11 protein-coding genes are annotated in these 17,657 nt (G+C 48.3%); 8 read left to right on the top strand and 3 right to left on the bottom strand.

Annotated features, from left to right (window positions below; genetic code table 11):
• Positions 1-24: 24 nt before the first annotated feature.
• Positions 25-2,145 (bottom strand): dihydrolipoyl dehydrogenase family protein, encoded by a 2,121-nt coding sequence (locus tag ACY2RR_RS03880; protein WP_490106830.1) that lies wholly within the window; start codon positions 2,143-2,145, stop codon positions 25-27.
• Positions 2,146-2,225: 80 nt separating this feature from the next.
• A complete protein-coding gene (locus ACY2RR_RS03875; protein ID WP_490106829.1) occupies positions 2,226-4,946 on the bottom strand; it encodes a ubiquitin carboxyl-terminal hydrolase family protein in 2,721 nt (906 codons plus the stop codon).
• Between the two features lie 182 nt (positions 4,947-5,128).
• On the opposite strand from ACY2RR_RS03875, the gene hemB reads away from it, so the two are divergent.
• The 3 genes from hemB to ppk1 are packed head-to-tail and all read left to right on the top strand — an operon-like array spanning position 5,129 to position 8,940.
• Positions 5,129-6,145, top strand: a complete 1,017-nt coding sequence (gene hemB / locus ACY2RR_RS03870) for a porphobilinogen synthase (protein WP_490107049.1) — start codon at positions 5,129-5,131, stop codon at positions 6,143-6,145.
• Between the two features lie 4 nt (positions 6,146-6,149).
• Complete coding sequence (locus ACY2RR_RS03865) at positions 6,150-6,737, top strand: LysE family translocator (RefSeq protein WP_490106828.1); 588 nt, start codon at positions 6,150-6,152, stop codon at positions 6,735-6,737.
• Positions 6,738-6,786: 49 nt separating this feature from the next.
• Positions 6,787-8,940: a polyphosphate kinase 1 gene (gene ppk1, locus ACY2RR_RS03860; RefSeq protein ID WP_490106827.1), complete on the top strand. Its 2,154-nt coding sequence runs from the start codon at positions 6,787-6,789 to the stop codon at positions 8,938-8,940.
• A gap of 17 nt (positions 8,941-8,957) precedes the next feature.
• Here the strand turns inward: ppk1 and ACY2RR_RS03855 are convergent, their stop codons facing one another.
• A complete protein-coding gene (locus ACY2RR_RS03855; protein ID WP_490106826.1) occupies positions 8,958-10,457 on the bottom strand; it encodes a YifB family Mg chelatase-like AAA ATPase in 1,500 nt (499 codons plus the stop codon).
• A gap of 75 nt (positions 10,458-10,532) precedes the next feature.
• Here ACY2RR_RS03855 and ACY2RR_RS03850 point away from each other — a divergent pair, with 75 nt between their 5' ends.
• The 5 genes from ACY2RR_RS03850 (at position 10,533) to ACY2RR_RS03830 (ending at position 17,604) form a co-directional block, all read left to right on the top strand.
• Complete coding sequence (locus ACY2RR_RS03850) at positions 10,533-12,038, top strand: amidase (RefSeq protein ID WP_490106825.1); 1,506 nt, start codon at positions 10,533-10,535, stop codon at positions 12,036-12,038.
• Between the two features lie 138 nt (positions 12,039-12,176).
• Positions 12,177-14,027: a hypothetical protein gene (locus ACY2RR_RS03845; protein ID WP_490106824.1), complete on the top strand. Its 1,851-nt coding sequence runs from the start codon at positions 12,177-12,179 to the stop codon at positions 14,025-14,027.
• Entirely contained in the window at positions 14,027-14,590 is a 564-nt protein-coding gene (locus ACY2RR_RS03840) for a hypothetical protein (protein ID WP_490106823.1), read from the top strand. Before ACY2RR_RS03845 ends, ACY2RR_RS03840 begins: the two co-directional genes overlap by 1 nt.
• An 11-nt stretch (positions 14,591-14,601) precedes the next feature.
• On the top strand, positions 14,602-15,909 hold the full coding sequence (locus ACY2RR_RS03835) for a hypothetical protein (protein ID WP_490106822.1): 1,308 nt from the start codon (positions 14,602-14,604) through the stop codon (positions 15,907-15,909).
• Between the two features lie 18 nt (positions 15,910-15,927).
• Entirely contained in the window at positions 15,928-17,604 is a 1,677-nt protein-coding gene (locus tag ACY2RR_RS03830; RefSeq protein ID WP_490106821.1) for a BAR domain-containing protein, read from the top strand.
• Positions 17,605-17,657: the final 53 nt, after the last annotated feature.

Below are 17,657 nucleotides of genomic sequence, written 5' to 3'. Positions count from 1 at the left end.
CAAGCGCTTCCGGGGATCGGTGATTTATCCGCGACTCCAGGCATGGAACTTCTCAAGAAACTTCATGGCTTTTTCGGGTACATGGGCTTTTTTCCATTCACCGGCCGCATATTTGTTGGTCTCAGACAGGGTCGGGTAGATATGGATAGTACCCAAGATCTTGTTCAGCCCCAGCCCGTGCTTCATGGCGGTGATGTACTCGGTAATCAGCTCGCCTGCGTGGTAACCAACGATGGTGCAGCCAAGAATTTTGTCTTTACCGGGAACGGTGAGAACTTTGATAAAGCCTTTGGCTTCGCCGTCAGCTAAAGCACGATCAAGGTCGTCTATACCAAAGCGAGTCACTTCATACTCGATTCCCTGTTCTTTGGCTTCCATTTCATTCAGGCCAACACGGGCAACTTCCGGGTCGATAAACGTTGCCCAGGGCATAACAGAGTAATCGACCTTGAACTTCTTAAAGCGACCAAACAAAGCGTTCACTGCCGCATACCAGGCCTGATGCGCAGCTGCGTGGGTGAACTGGTAAGGGCCAGCAACATCACCACAGGCATAAACATTCGGATATTTGGTTTGCAGGTATTCGTTAACAGTTACGGTACCGTTTGGATTGGTTTCCAGTCCAAGGTTTTCCATTCCGAGAGAAGCGGTATTGGCTTTGCGTCCCAGAGCCAGCAAAGCAACATCGAATTCGATGGTTTTGGTTTCACCTTCATGCTTCGCTTCCAGCCACTGCTTGTCACCTTCTTTGTGGAAGGCAACAGCCTCATAACCAACCCGCAGATCAATACCATCTTTGCGGAACTGTTCCATCACAACTTCCGCAACATCGGCATCTTCCCGGGGAAGAATACGATTGGAACGATCAACCTGAATAACCTGAATGCCAAGACGGTTAAAGGCCTGAGCTAACTCGGAACCAATTGGGCCACCGCCCAGAACCAGCATGCGTTGAGGTTTTTCGCGAATCTCCCAGATAGTGTCTGAGGTGTAATAGGTAACCTGATCCAGCCCAGGAATGGATGGAACAAATGGTCGGCCACCACTGGCGATAATAATGTTTTTCGCACGAATGGTTTTGTCACCGGTTTTTACTTCCCAGGGGGAAACCAGTGTTGCGGTGCCTTGAACACAATCAACGCCCAAGCCTGAGTAGCGCTCTACAGAATCATGGGGTTCTACCTGCTTAATAACAGATTGCACACGCTCCATAACTGCATGGAAATCAACCTCAGCTTCAGCATTTTTAATGCCGAACTCATCAGCTCTGTGAACATAATGATTAATGCGGGAAGAACGAATCAGCGCTTTACTCGGTACACAACCGGTGTTCAGACAGTCACCGCCCATCTGATGCTTTTCAATCAGGGTAACTTTGGCTTTTACCGCAGCGGCAATATAAGCGCTGACAAGTCCACCAGAACCTGCGCCAATAACGGCAAGGTTGGTATCGAAAGATTCTGGTTTGGTGAAGCCTTTATAAACTTTGCGAGCCTGCAGAGTATTCATAATCGCACGGGCAACCCATGGGAAAGCCGCCAGTAGAACAAAGGAGAAGATCAGGCCGGGAGTCGCAATGCCTTTGACCGAGAATTCTTTTACCTGTCCGAGCTGCGCACCAGCGTTCACATAAACAGCCGTTCCTGCCAACATGCCAATCTGACTTACCCAGTAAAACGTCCAGGCGCGGATCTTGGTCAGGCCCATCACAAGGTTGATCACCATAAAGGGCACAACAGGAATCAGACGCAGGCTGAACAGATAAAATGCACCGTCTTTCTCAACACCGGCATTTACGCTTTTCAGGTAGCTACCAAACTTACTCTGCACCCAGTCCTGTAACAGGGTTCGGGATACAAGCATGGCGAGAGTTGCGCCAATGGTGCTGGCAAAAGAAATAATTAACAGCCCTTCCGCTAACCCAAACAGCGCACCGCCGAAAAGGGTCATAACTGCAGCTATAGGCAGCGAAAGAGCTGTAACCAGCACATAGGTCGCAAAGAATATTCCGGCTGTTAGCAGAGGGTTTTCTGCTTTCAGCTCATTGAAAAAGTCAAAAGTCAGATACTGCCCAAGGCCTAACCCATAAAAGGCACCAATAGCAGCAATGATGGCAACGAGTAGCAGGAGTTTTGTGTAGCGCATGAGCCTGTATCCATGTTCTTGTATTGGCTGATACGGAAGGCGTCAGTCAGTGGATTCATCAGTATAACTTTTAGTGAAGTCTACAAGCGATGAAAATGCAGGATATAGGGATCATAGCCATGTTCTTCCATGTAGCTATTCAGGATTTCTATAGGCGCTCTCCCTTCATGGCCTGGCGCCGGGTCAATCCTTGTGACGTAAGTGCTCATATCGTCTGAGATATGCCAGCGGCCTTCTCTCAGGTCAGCTGACAGATAATGACCACTGTCCATAGTTGCACCGGAATGCATGACAACACCATCCAGCTGCATGTGAATATCTCTTTTCGACCCCGGAGACATATCCTTCGCATAAACAGGAATGGTCAGTCTGTCACCACCGGCCAGAAGATGGCGGCTGACTTTTCGCAGCTTACTTGTTTGGGCTGAACTATTAGAGTAGAGGCGAACCTGTGTTGTTATATGTTTCAGGTCTTCCGGGTTGTCGGGAGTCAGAATAATGGTTTTAAAACAGGGGAGTGGCCTGCTGGCGGATTTTCCATTTTCAAACTCACTGTCTGGAATATTGTAAATCTCTCTTTCCTGGGGGGTGGCTTTGACACTTTCATAAACAGACTCCGACATTTTCATTGCTTCAACTTCCGTAGACGAAATTCTTACCCCCTCTGATTTTGGGCACCATTCCCGGTGTAAATACTCCTTGTTAAGGATGTCGTTAAAACTACGAATTTTGTGCTGCTCAATATGTTCAGGTGCTGGAATGGCCAGTTCAACGGTAGCGAGCCCTCCTTCTTTAACGTTGTGTTTTACCTCTCCTCCCAAGTGATACTTTTGATAGGTTTGCCCTTTGATAGGGAACTCCATTCTTGTTCCGTGAATCAGGGACGCCGTTCTGTTATGACTCATCCCCAATGCATCAAAGAGCCCTACAAGGAATTCATGGGCATCATGTTGCTGGAGGCTCCACATGGACGAAGAGCCAACGACTAAGCCTAAACGTACTCCATCTTTTGTTTGGCCGTAATCCTGTGCAGCGTTGAAAAAACGCTGTTGATCGATTTTTAACTCTTTCTGGCTAACAGCTAGCACTGAATTGCGGCGAAGAGTTCTCATGAGTGTGGTGAATGATTCACGAAGCTCGGTAAGTTCATCACTTTCTTCAGAGCTGCTGTTTGCAGACGTAAAAACACTATCTTTCAGGTCAGTGAGTTCTTGTTCCGTCAGGGTATGGCTCAGATAGCTGAGAGTGGCATTAAAAAAACAGTTGTTCCCCATATGGCTAAGGGTGGGTTCCAAGGTTGTTGTCTCTTCGTGAAGAGTTGTGGAAATAGAAGGGGTTCCAATAGCTTTTATGGTTTGTGTTTCCTGCAGAAGATGAAGCCGAGTAGCTGTAAAACCAAAGCTTTTAGGCGGTGGAGTATCACTGCTGTAATGCTCCTCGTAATACCGGGTCGGATCATAAAAAGTATCTCCAAACAATGAGAACTGTGCATCGACAAGCCAGGCAACAAAAGCGGAACTGCCCCCGGAAGCCAGAGAAGAATTGATCCATCCCATTGATCTGAAAAAACGCTTAAAAGCCATGCTTGAAGAGATATACAGGGTTAGATAAAGGGGAACAAACATAAGATCTGTTTGCCAGGCAGCGATTTTAGTGACTACGGAACTTTCAAAATGGGGCGGCTTTTTGGGAATTGTGTTTATCTTTTTTTGCATGGAATAGATAAACATTGGCGTTTGTTCGCTGGGCAATGTATGACCAAAATCTGAGGTCATAGCCCAGGTCATCGCCATTTCACACTCGGTATCTTTCTTACAGGGAAGAAGGGGAACAAAAAAACGCCCGTTAATTTTTTTCCCGTTAAGTGAAGGCAGGGTTTTGTAGTGACTATCCGGTTTGAAATAGTAATGAGAAAATTGAGTTTGGCTCGCCTCAAAAGATAACTCACCACACTCACACTTTTCCGGGGTGAAACGAAAACCCAGGAAACAATTAAACAGGGATGTAATAAATTCCAAACCTCGTGGTTGAAGGAGAGCCAGGACAGAAGGCACCCTCTGAGTTTTTATAACTTCAGATAGTGTGGCTCCCCAGGCCGGAATATAAACATTCATATTCTGACCTGTTGGTTTACCAATATTGATTTCTACAGAGGTACGAGTGCCACGCCATGTCAGTGATATTTCATCACTGTTCATTAAAAACATTTGGTCAGCCAGCGTCTGGAGATGATTGTTGTCTTTCGCTCTTTTTAATGGAAACCCAAATAGTTTGGCTGGTGGACGTTGAAAAACCAGCTTCTGTTCATTGGGGGAAATGTGCAGAGTCATCATCAAGCGTTCAGCAAGAGAGTGATTATCTGCAATAACAATTCGGTAGGTCTTTGAGGTTTGTTTTTCCCGAAAGGCTTTCCAGTGCTGTTTGATGTAGTAAACCGGCAGAATCAATGCAGGCAAATGGGTGGCCAGTTGTGCCTGCCAGTTATTGCTTATAACACCACAAAGCTGCGGAGCGTTGCTGATAAGGGCTGTTCCTACAGCTGCGGCCAGAGTCAGGGAGAAATGCTGTTGCAGGTGGCGTTTTTCAAACTGTAACCCATTGTCTTCACTGAATGAGAGCCAGGAATCACGAGCGCCTTCAATATAAAAACGTTCAAAAAAGGAGTTTGTGTTGTAGTGGTGGTAATAATCTTGAGGAGGTGTGGTCACAACCTCCTCGTTTGGTGTGTCGTAGGCCTGCAGCAACCCCTGCCATAAAGACAGGCATAAACATAACAGAATCACGATGGGTTTCGCGGGCATTCGGGAGTTCATTCAGAAACGAAGCGTAAAGGTAGCAGTCGCTGATATACGAAGAGTTGTAATTTTGTTAAAACCGGCGGATGTCAACAGAAGCTAGTTCAGATACGTCCGGAAACAGGCCATAATGTCCTTCTCTCTGTGCCGGTTGGATTCAGGCCGGTAGCAGATAATAGAAAGGAGTGATTTCATTGAATCCTGTTCAACGTTCCTACCCTGCCAGCCGTCCACGCCGTATGCGTAAAGATGATTTTTCCCGCCGTCTGATGCGTGAGAATCGTCTCTCGGTAGATAACCTGATTTACCCGGTTTTTGTGCTGGAAGGGCAGATGATTCGGGAACCGGTAGCGTCTATGCCTGGTGTTGAACGCCTGAGCCTTGATGAGCTGCTCAAAGATGCGGAAGAGTGGGTAGAAATTGGTATTCCTGCTCTGGCCATATTTCCGGTTGTTCCAGCAGAGAAGAAGTGTCTGGAAGCCAAGGAAGCCTGGAATCCCGATGGTCTGGTTCCCAGGACCATTAAAGCCCTGAAATCCCGTTTCCCGGAGCTGGGTGTTATTACCGATGTAGCTCTTGACCCTTACACCATTCATGGTCAGGACGGTCTGCTGGATGATTCCGGCTATGTGATGAATGATGAAACTGTATCTGCCCTGATTAAGCAGGCTGTCAGCCATGCAGAAGCTGGCGCTGATATGGTTGCACCTTCCGATATGATGGATGGCCGTATTGGTGAAATCCGCTCTGCTCTGGAAGAGAGTGGACATATCCACACCCGCATTCTTGCTTATTCTGCCAAATACGCTTCCAGCTATTACGGGCCATTCCGTGATGCGGTGGGTTCTGCCGGTAATCTTGGCAAGGGTAACAAGTACACCTATCAGATGGATCCAGCGAATTCTGATGAAGCCATTCACGAAGTGGCCATGGATTTGCAAGAAGGTGCAGATATGGTGATGGTGAAGCCAGGTATGCCTTATCTGGATATTGTTCGCCGAGTGAAAGACACCTTTGGCGCACCAACCTTTGTTTACCAAGTGAGTGGTGAATACGCCATGCACATGGCCGCGGCTGAAAATGGCTGGCTGGATGGTGAGGCGGTGATGATGGAAAGCCTGATTGCCTGTCGGCGGGCTGGTGCTGATGCCATTCTCACCTACTTTGCCCCGAAAGCTGCAAAATTACTGAAACAGGGTAACTGATACTATGGAGCAGCTGGCCGCCTATACGCTTCTGCTCCTGCCTCTGGTATTCAGCCCGGGGCCAGCCAACCTTACCATGTGTACATTGGCTGGTCGCTACCAGCTGGCTCAGGTCAGCTGGTTTATTCTTGGAGCCAATGTTGTTACCGGTTTAATGGTTCTGGCCGGATTGCTGGGAGCGGCGGAGTTACTGGAACAGTTTCCGGCCTTTGCCAAAGTATTGAAATACGCTGGTTGTGGTTATCTGCTGTGGATAGCTGTAGGCATGCTGAAGCCATCAAAAGGTGCTGAAAACAGCAGCTCTCAGGCGAAAGCCGTTCAACCTGGTTTCTGGCAGGGTTTGGTGTTTCAGTCTTTAAACCCCAAACTGATGTTGATTATTGTGGCCACAATGGCCGGGTTTGATGTCAGCAATGTGCAGGTTGTGGCGGCGATGGCCACCGTATTTGTTATTCTGCACTTTATGTCCCATTACCTGTGGGCACTTTTTGGCCAGATTGTTCTCAAAAAACTGGCAGAGAGTCCCGGCTGGTCGACTTTGCCGGGTATAATGCTGTTAATGGTCAGTGTCTGGATGCTGGTTCTTGGGTGAAAGCCTGTTAATAAGAGAACCAATGAGTGGGTAGAGTGAGGGAGGAGTTATGCACGACGTTGGAGCTACCGGAAAAGCCACCGGAGATGTGGTTAATGGGGCTGCGGTAAAGCCGGAAGATGTGAAGCCTCTGCTCACAGACTACACCAACCCTGATTATTACCTGAACCGGGAGCTGAGCCATCTTCAGTTTAATATCCGGGTTTTGGAGCAGGCGCTGAATGAAGAGCATCCCCTGCTTGAACGCCTGCGCTTCCTGCTGATTTTCTCCAGCAATATGGATGAATTCTTTGAGATTCGGGTGTCCGGCCTCAAGCAGCAGATTGAATTTGCCCGTGAACAGGTTGGCCTGGATGGCATGCGCCCGGCCGAGGTGCTGAAAGAAATCAGTCACCTGTCCCACCATCAGGTGGAAAGGCAGTACAACATTCTTAATGAAGTTCTGCTGCCAGCCATGCGGGAAAAGGGCATTCACTTCCTGCGCCGGAATGAACTGTCTGATGCCCAGAAAAGCTGGATCAGAACATTTTTCTTTCAGGAAATCATGCCCATTATCAGCCCGATTGGTCTTGATCCTGCCCACCCGTTCCCACGTCTGGCCAATAAAATCCTGAACTTCATTGTTGAACTGGATGGCAAAGATGCTTTTGGCCGGGAAACCGGTATGGCAATTATTCCAGCTCCCCGTTCTCTTCCTCGAATAGTCAGGTTACCTCGTCATGTTTGTGAGGATGACGGGGAATATAATGTTTTCTTGTCGTCTATCATCCACCAGCATGCCGAAGATCTTTTCCCAGGCATGAGGGTGATGGGTTGTTACCAGTTCCGTTTGACCAGAAACAGTGACCTCAGCCTTGAAGACGACGATGTAGAAGATTTGGCAACTGCGTTGCAGGGCGAACTGCTCTCTCGTCGTTATGGTGATGCGGTGCGTCTTGAGGTTGTGGATAACTGCCCACGCTATCTTTCTGACTTCCTGCTGAACCAGTTTGGTTTGACAGAAGATGAACGTTACGAAATTAACGGCCCGGTAAACCTGACCCGGATGATGGATGTCTGCGACAGCGATAATCATCCAGAGTTGCAGTTCCAGCCCTTTACTCCCGGCTACCCCAAAGGTTTGCCAACCAAGGGTGACAAACTGATGGATGCCGTCAGTAAGGAAGATGTACTTCTTCTGCATCCGTTCCAGTCATTTACTCCTGTTGTGGATTTGCTGCGCCAATCGGCAAAAGATCCACAGGTCTTGGCGATTAAGCAAACTCTTTATCGCACCGGCTCCCGCTCACAGATGGTGGACGCACTTGTTGAAGCTGCACGTCATGGTAAAGAAGTGACTGTGGTGGTGGAAATTCGAGCCCGCTTTGATGAGGAAGAAAACCTTAAGCTTGCCCGCCGTTTACAGGAAGCTGGAGCCATCGTCGTGTATGGGGTGGTGAGCTATAAAACCCATTCCAAGATGATGCTGATTGTTCGCCGTGAGGGGCGCAAAGTTGTTCGTTACGTCCATCTGGGAACCGGTAACTATCACCAGGGCAATGCCCGTCTTTACACCGATTACAGTCTGTTAACCTGTGACCCAGCTATCACCAGCGATGTACACAAGGTCTTCCAGCAGCTCACTGGAATGGGTAAAGCGTTGCGAGTGAAGAAGCTGTTCCACGCGCCATTCACTCTTAAGAAGGGACTGGTGGATTTAATCGGGCAGGAAGCAGAGAAGGCCCGCAATGATGAGAAGGCCCATATCATTATCAAGGTAAACTCTGTTACCGAGCCGGTTACGATTAAAGCGCTGTATAAAGCTTCCCAGGCTGGTGTGAAGATTGATTTGATTGTGCGTGGTATCTGCTGTCTGCAACCCGGTATTGAAGGGCTTTCAGAAAACATCACCGTACGTTCAATTCTTGGCCGCTTCCTTGAACACACCCGTGTCTTCTATTTCTATAACGGTGGCGAAGAGAAGGTTTACTGTGCCAGTGCGGATCTGATGATCCGGAACCTCGACCGCCGTGTGGAAACATGCTTCCCGGTTGAAAATCCAAAGCTGGTTATCCGAATCCGTAAGGAACTGGAAACCTACTTGAGTGATAACACCAGAAGCTATCTGCTTACCAATGAAGGTGTTTACGAGCGTAAGTTGCCAGTTCGTAATCAGAAAGAGCGTAATGCTCAGCAGACTTTGTTGGAAAACCTTTCCAAGTAACCTTGTTTAACACGCAGTCAGTTCACCTGTCGGTAGCTGACTGCTTCTGTTAAATGTTTGGTTGTTACACGCTCTGCCTTCTCCATATCCGCAATTGTTCTGGATACTCTTAGCAGACGGTGCAAGCTTCGACCTGATAACTGCATTCTGGTTGCCAGTGTTTCTAACAACTTTCTTTCAGTTTCTCCCAGTGCCGCTTTTTGCATCACATCATCAGAGCTGAGATATGCATTCAAGCACCCTTGCCGGGCAATCATAAATGCCCGGGTTTCGCAGACTCTTTCTCGAACAACTTCAGAAGGTTCTGGCTCTGAGCTGGGTTGTTGGATTAGTGCAGCAGGTGGCAGGCGACCAACTTCAACTCGCAGATCGATTCTGTCCAGCAAGGGACCAGACAGTTTGCGGCGGTACTTTTGCACCTGTTCAGGAGTGCAGTGACAGGTTTTTTCTTTATCTCCCTGAAATCCACAAGGGCAGGGATTCATGGCAGCCAGTAGCTGGAACTTTGCCGGAAAGGTTATCTGGTGCCGGGCACGGGAAATCAGAATCTCTCCGGATTCCAATGGTTGGCGAAGTATTTCCAGAGAACGCCTGTCAAATTCCGGCAGCTCATCGAGGAAGAGCACACCTCTGTGAGCAAGGCTAATTTCCCCCGGTCGCGGGTGAGAACCACCACCGGTTAAAGCCGTGCTCGAAGCGGTATGGTGCGGTGCTCGCCAGGGTGGTTGTTGCCATTGAGGAATGCTTTGCCCGCAAAGTGAGTGAATACTTGCAACCTCCAGAGATTCTGATTCAGAGAGCTTTGGAAGAATCCCGGGCAGGCAACGGGCGAGCATGGTTTTCCCTGTTCCGGGAGGACCACTGAACAGCAGTCCATGACCTCCGGCTGCCGCAATTTCCAGAGCTCTTCGAGCCTGAAAGTGTCCTTGTACCGAAGAAAGGTTGTCTCGAATCGCAAGTTTAACGCACTGAAGTTTTATATTGCCTTCTGATTTAGGCAGAGGGCGTGTGCCATTCAAATGTGCTGTGGCGGCGAGAAGATTATCCGCTCCAAATACCACGGCGCTTGAACAGTGTGAGGCTTCAGGAAGCGAACTCGCTGGAGCCAGTACATTGCGTTCTGTTTCATGCGCGGCCATCACTGCTGGAAGAATGCCGGTTACTGGCCGGAGTTCACCGCCCAGAGATAATTCTCCCAAACATTCATAACCTTCAAGAGCATTTTCCGGAAGTTGGCCTGAAGCCTGGAGAATCCCAAGCGCAATGGGCAGATCATAACGGCCACCTTCTTTTGGCAAATCTGCTGGGGCTAGGTTGACGGTTATCCGCCGTGCCGGAAATTCAAACCCGGCATTAATAAGCGCGCTGCGAACCCTGTCTTTGCTTTCTCTCACGGCTGTTTCCGGCAGGCCGACAATATTTAAGGCTGGCAACCCGTTAGACAGGTGAACTTCAACCTGTACCTCCGGAGCACTGATACCTAACCGGGCTCGGGTGTGAACAACAGCCAAAGACATAGTGATCCTTAAATCAATGGGCAAAATCGAGAGAGCCAGTCTAGATCAGTGATATTCATTGAGTGGCGAAAATTGATGCAGATTGAAAAACTAAAAATAGTGCTGGGGTTTGGTGCATTATGTCTTTGCCTGATAAGCAATATGGTGAGCGCTGTGCAGGACTTGTCTGAAAAAACAATTGCTGAGCTTCAACAGCTTATGGGAAGAGGTGAGCTGACATCTGCGCAATTAATCCGGTTTTATCTGGATCGTATTGAACGCTTTGATCGGGGTGAAAAAGGGTTGAACTCCATCATTGCAATTCATCCTCGTGCTCTGGATATTGCGCGAGAACTGGATGCTGAGCGAATTCTTTCGGGAGCAAGAGGCCCCTTACATGGAATTCCCGTGCTTATAAAAGACAATATTGATACTTCTGATATGCCAACAACGGCAGGCTCTCTGCTGTTAAAAGATCACAATCCATCGGAAGACGCTGCTGTTGTAAAACGATTGCGGGAAGCGGGTGCGATTATTTTTGGCAAAGCCAATTTAAGCGAATGGGCAAATTTTCGGGGATATGCAGAACACAGTGGCTGGAGTGCTATGGGAGGGCAAACCCACAGTCCCTATAACTGGGGTATGGACCCCTGTGGTTCCAGCAGTGGCTCCGCTGTTGCTGTTGCAGCAAATTTAACGGCTGTATCTGTAGGAACAGAAACCAGTGGTTCCCTGATCTGTCCTGCATCTCAAAATGGCATCGTTACCTTGAAACCTTCTATAGGTTTAATTTCTCAAAATGGAATCATCCCTGTCGCGTACTCATTTGATACAGCAGGGCCAATGGCTCGAACAGTATCTGATATGACGATACTTCTGGGTGCTATGGGGGACGAAAAGATTGATTACTCACAATTCCTGAATGCTAAAGGGCTGGCAGGCAAACGCATCGGGGTAGTTAGCGATCTTCTAGTTAAGCAGCCTGAAATATTAAATCTCTTCAATAAAGCCTTGGGTGATTTAGCGGATAACGGTGCGATTATTGTTGAGTCCTGCGAGCTGGGCCTGGATGTGCGGTTTCAGAAGCAGTATCAGGTGATGCTTACCGAGTTTCGGCATGGAATTAATCAATACTTGGCTAAAGCAAAGGTTACTGGCGCTGAAACACTGAAAGCACTGATTGAAGGTAACAACAGGCTGGCACAGCAGGAACTTCAGGCCTTTTCTCAGGAAGTCTTTATTGATGCTCAGGGTGCGCTCCCCATAACTGATGCCACCTATCTGGAAATGCTGGCAAACCTGAAAGAAGAACGCCAAAAAGCTATAGATGCCACTCTGGCAAGATGTTCAGTTGATCTGCTGGTTACAACAACGACTGGTACGGCAGATCCTCTTGACGAAAAGAGAGGAGAGTATGGCCTTGTTGGCACTGTCACCGCTGTAGCAGGTTATCCACACCTTACTGTACCTATGGGTTTTGTTGATGAACTCCCGGTAGGCCTCTCATTTTTTGCCAGTGCAGGCAGTGAGCCATTGCTTATAGAAGCAGCTTATTCCTACGAGCAGGAAACAAAGCACAGGCGTGCTCCTTCACATAAATAATCTGGTTTCATTCTGCCAGTTTATTGGCTTTTTCCCTTTTACTATCTGAGATAAACCTCCCTCACGGAGCCTTGTGGCAGGTCGATAGTACTAAGTGCAGGCATAACCGGGACATGCCAATTTAGGGGGGGGACAGACATGCAAACAGGTGGGGTTGGACCAACTTCCGGTGGTGGTAGAAAGCATTTTCGCACCTACGAAGATGATGAGCCGGAGTTAGCTAAACAACCTCGTCTTATGCCAGAAAATCCCTCAGGTGTTGACGCCAGAAAGAGGGTCTATCTCAAATCACGCAAAATTGGCAAATCAGCGAGATCACATGTTGGGAAGAGAGAGGCTGGAGCACTGACTAGTGTTCCTCAGGTGCGTGTACACGAGCGTTTTTTAAATGACACCAGCAAGAAGGCGTTATTTGATCGAATAGATGAAAAGTTTACAAACTCCACATGGTTTGAAGAACATGGCGATAAAACTTTGGGTCAGCTGCTGCCACATGATTTGAACTCAAGGGTGGAATCCATAAAGGCTCTCCAGAAGAAAAAGTTATCGGAGTCATTAGATATAAATGGCAGGACAGGCTCTTTGATGATTCAACAACTCAATGAGCTTGAAGAACTTATTGCTGTGAGGCGTGCAGAGCTTGATTCTCAGCCAGCCAGTTACTGGGAAAGTTTGAAAAGCTGGTATAGGGGGGACCGCAAGTCTATCGATTATACCACCCAGAATTTGCTTTACTGGATACAAAGTGAAAAACAGCTGGTGTCGCAGGTTGCTTATGATCCTGGATCGATCCGGTGCGCAGGTGAGTTGGATTGGAATACTGCCATGGAATTCAAGAGGTTGGGCTACAACCTTGATCCTAACTTCACTGTATGTAGCAAGTTGACTGATAACGACATAGCCAAAATTCCAAAAGCTGTAACTGTTGCTGGTAAAGGAGCTCGAAATACCGTCTATAAGATTTTTTATAAAGTCGGTGGAAAACTCATTCCCAAGATCTTTAAACCTATAGACTCCCGCGACCACTCCAGGTGGCAGTCAATTGTTACCAAGAAAGACTACTTCGACCCCGAAACACCACACTTCGTTGCCCGTAATATGGCTGTGCACAAAATAGCTGAAAAGCTTGGCATGCCGGAGCTGGCCCCTGAAGTAGAGTTTGCTGTACATAACGGGCAATTAGGTATGCATATGTCCGTAGCACCGGGGAAAACCTGTCGTCACAGATTTCATCCGTCAGGAAGTATGAATGACGTTGTTCATGGATATAGTTCTCCAAGGGTTCATGCCAAAGTCATGAGTGGTTTGAACAGAATGGAGTGGTTCGATGCTCTTTGTGCCATGCCAGATCGGCATATGGATAACTCCATGGTATCTAAAACGGGGCAGGTCACCTCAATCGACAATGATTACTCCCTGTTTCCAATGAGCACGGTTATTCGGGAAAGTGCCAGTTACTTTCAAAATGACTTCCAACAGAAGGCGGGGTGCCGGGTTGGATACCCGTTCCTGATTGGCAGGGATACTCTGGAAGCTTTCAAAGCTTTAGATATCCAGCAACTCAAGCGTGATCTTGGTGATTATTTATCTGAGGAAGAGGTCAATGCCTTGGAAAACAGATATTACCTGCTTCGTAGACATGCTTTGGGACTGGAGCAACTTGGTCTTGTTGTTGATGACTGGAGCACCTGGCGAGATAAGGAAACAGGCCTATCCCCGGTTGAGTATCTTGAGCATGTGCAACGTAATCATTACCGGTTAAGGCTAGCGCTCCCAGAGCGGGCGAAAGCTTTGGTAAATGGGCAGGACAAGCCAGATGAAGCGTTTCTTAAATCTCTTCCTGTAGCTGATTTCCTTCAATGGCAGGCTATGAAAAACCTTCAGACGACCGTTACAAAAGGGGCTGTAACAAGTTATTACTCTGACGTAGGAAGGAATTTATGGACAGAGCATAACGAAGAATTCAGCGATGAAGAGGGAGATGATTAATGAGATTAAAAAACTTTTTCCCTCAGTCTGTTCTGCCAGAGTTACCTGTTCCGCCAATACCGGTTGATCTGGCTGATGATATCCAATTTCTAACGCCAAACCTTATGGCCTCATCCCGCCTGCCAGCGGAGCCTTGGAACCTCAACCTCTGGCTTACAGCTCTGGAAGGTGGAGATGTCGCAGATATGATGGTTTATGGAGTTGATGGCTATGGCGTAAACAGCCATGCCCTTCATTACTATCTGGTGCGCCCCAATCTGGCTGTTTTCCTGCAATATCCTTGGGGAGGGATTTATCAGGAATCTACCGACACAGAGGGGTTAAAAGATGCCATGGCACAAATCAGTGCCCTGGACTGCCTGATTGATGACTTTAAAGACACTGTTTTTGAAGACGGAGAAAAGCTGGTTGTTGTTGATTCTGTTTTTTCCGGAACACACATGGGCGTTTTAAACCCTGAAAATCATCAGGTGGAATGGTTATCGGTTGAAGGTGCTCTTATGGAAGGTGTTGAACAATGGCTGAGTGATCAGCTCAACCCTCCTGAACTCCACCAGCCATAACGGTAAAGGTTATGGCTGGTGGAGTTCAGGGACCGTTTGTTCTACAGAATATTGGCTTTGCCAGCCCTAATATTCAGGTATTCAGTGGTTCTGTTCCTTTTGGCGATCGGCAACTTCAGCAGATATTGGCAGACGTAAATCTGCTGCTTGCACCTTTGCAGCAACAGCTTCCATACATTCCCACAGCTCTTGATGCCAGAGCATGGCAACCCTGGCCACCGGTAACTTATATTCAACCACCTGTTGTTCAATATCCGCCTTTCCAGAATCAGCAGGTGACTTATTACCCACCAAACCAGTATATGAACCTGTCTTATCCGCCGTTGCCTCAGAAATCTGTTTTTGCCCGGCCAGTACAACCTGTGAATAATCCAACGGTTCAGGTTTCCAATTATCAAAAGCCAAATGTACCCCAGCAGAAAACTGTGCCAGATGAGCCGCCTCCAGCGTACACACCACCATCTGAACCTTTATCCATTCCAGAGCCGGTAAAAACCTCTTCGGAGCGGGAGGCACAGGGATTGCCTCCATCCTATGAAGAAACCATTGCTCAGGATGTAAAAAAGCCTGAAACCAAAGAAATCCCGTCTCTTTATCCAAATCTCCCAGACCTTGATGACTATCAGCTGCCCGATATTGCTATTCCAAAGGTTGTTTCCAAGCCCCCAGAGGAGCCATCGCCTGTTCAGCCCAAAGATGTGGTGAAAACACCAGTTGCTCCAAAACCACCAGTCTCACCCAAACCCTCTATTCCTGAAAACCTGAGCAAAAGGATTGAAGGCATTAAGGTTGGGCCGCCGGTTAAGAAGCCCAAGCCAAAGCGAAATCAGAATACGAAAGCTGTTCGGGAACATAAACCTGCACCACCGCCTCCTTCAAAAAAGGTGCATGTTGAATCCAACAGTCCCGTCATCAAAAAGGAAAACAAGTCGCCGGATGTTCCAGCCCCGACGCCATCCCCTTCTGGAACATTAACCCCGCCGCCTCCGCCTCCGCCACCACCTCCACCTATCGGGGGGCCGAAACGAGAGACCAGCCCGGCGCCTCCACCACCTCCAAAGGTTGTTACTGAGGAGAAAAAGCAGGAAAAGCCCGCGCTGCCCCATGGCGAGAGGCCTTTTAAAGCCAGCGATCTTCAGAATCAGTGGGAGAAAATAAAGGCGAGGTCTAAGAGCGGAAGCGGCTCACAGAAAACTGACAATCGTCCAGCACCCAAAGATGTGCCGAAAACAGATCAGGAAAAGCTGTTGGACGACCTGACTGCGGCTCTAAAAAGGCGCCGGCGGCCGATAGCTTCAGATAAGGGTAAAAAAGACTGATATGGGTGCTGTGGGCTGATGAGTCATTCGGTTAATGGTGGTGGTCTTCAGGGGATTCAGCAAACCGGCGGCTTTCATGGGCCGCAGAAGACTGACCAGCCGCAGGGCAAGTTGCAACAATGGACATTGGAGACCGCTCCCGGAAAGACCATTCTGGGCGGCAAACGCGAACTGGTGCAGGTTGCAACAAAGGCTCTTTATCAAAGGCATGTCGAAGTCTTGAAGCAGTACGATACCTTTTTGGTTAATCGTGGAGCCGGCGGAGTATCGGATAACAATAATGTTGCTAAAGATCTGAAAGATGACATTTCACAGTTGGCAAAGAAAGCAGGGAAATATGCTGAAGCTCTGAAAGGATTTGATGAGGCTACAGGTAATCTGGAGAAGTTGAGAAACAGTGTGGGATGGGACACTCCAGCCACCCGCAAAAATGGCCTTTATAAGGCTGAAAAACAGCTGATAGAGGCTGAAAGTAAACTCCAGAAAGCTGGACTGGAGCTTTCCGGAGCTCAGGATCAGCTGGATCTGGATGTTGCGACATCTTCAAGCAGTCATAAAAGTGTGCTGTCAGGTTTGTATGACCCGGGCAGTACAGGGGTTTTCCACAAAGATGATCGGGCTGTGTTAGAAACACGGCTGGAAGGACTCAAAAATCTGGAAGGGGATTTGAAGACCCATCTGGAGCGTGCAGCCTCAGATGTTCGGCAGGGTGATAAGACCGCTGAACTGGAAGTTGGGCGTCTTACTCAGCAGCTTATAGAACTTTCATCATCCCGCAGTGCCCTTCAGATTCGTCTTGGTAATAACAAAGGCTTCCATTCGGATAGCGCACCTTCTTCTCCTCTAAGCGAGAATGGAAAGCTTGGCATGCAAACGGTGCAGCAGGAATTTAACCAGGCATTGGGGAAAATGAGAGATGCCCGTAAACAGCTGGATTTGGTGATTCTTTCGAAGCAGTATCCAGTAGGTAGTAAGGTCAGAGTGCAGGCTGAAGAAAATTATCGCAAGGCTGAGCGGGGTGTTACCAAGCAGGCTGGTCGATTGAAAGAAGCAGAAAAACTTTATTCATCGGCTTTGAAACAGGATCGCAAGGACGCGGCAGCCAATCGTAAAGCTGAGGCAAAGCTCAAAGCCCTGCAGGGAGAGGTTCAGAAAAGTAAGGCTCCACAACGCCAAAAGGCTGGTTATCAGCCAGAACCTGCTAGAGCACAACAGCAGGCACCGGTGCAGAAACCAGCACAACAAAAAGCGCAGCAATCTCCGAAGCAGTCTGCGCCTCAGGTTCAAGGCCAGTCACCACAGAGCCCGCAATCGCAAGGGCCGGCCTATCCCACATCAACACCGATTACAGACGCTGAGGTTCAAGCTGCCAAGGACGCGCTGATTGCGGGCAGACAATCTGAGCTTGGGAAAAAGGGGCTGCGTGGTTTTATCAAGCAGGCGGAGAACATGCGGGATATGTATGACGTTATGAAGCTTCGAGTGAATGTGATGGAACACCCCCGGCTGACCAAGAATGAAAAAAGGACTCTCCGGCTTTTAATGAATACTCGTATTTACGAAATGATGAAAACGCCTCATATCGCTAAAGAGGTGCCTAGCAGCTTTGTTCAAAATAACGTCCTTGGTTTCAAAGCCCAGGCAATGATTGATGAAACAAGGCTCGATACGCTCTATTGGAAGCCGAAGAAATAGTTCATATAAGAGGGGCCAGCGCCAAATTGCTAGTCTTAAACGTGTCATAACTG

It is taken from the genome of Parendozoicomonas sp. 2304DJ65-17, assembly GCF_058148445.1.
The sequence above is the reverse complement of the archived record's forward strand: the minus strand, read 5'-3'. Positions and strand labels throughout refer to the sequence as shown.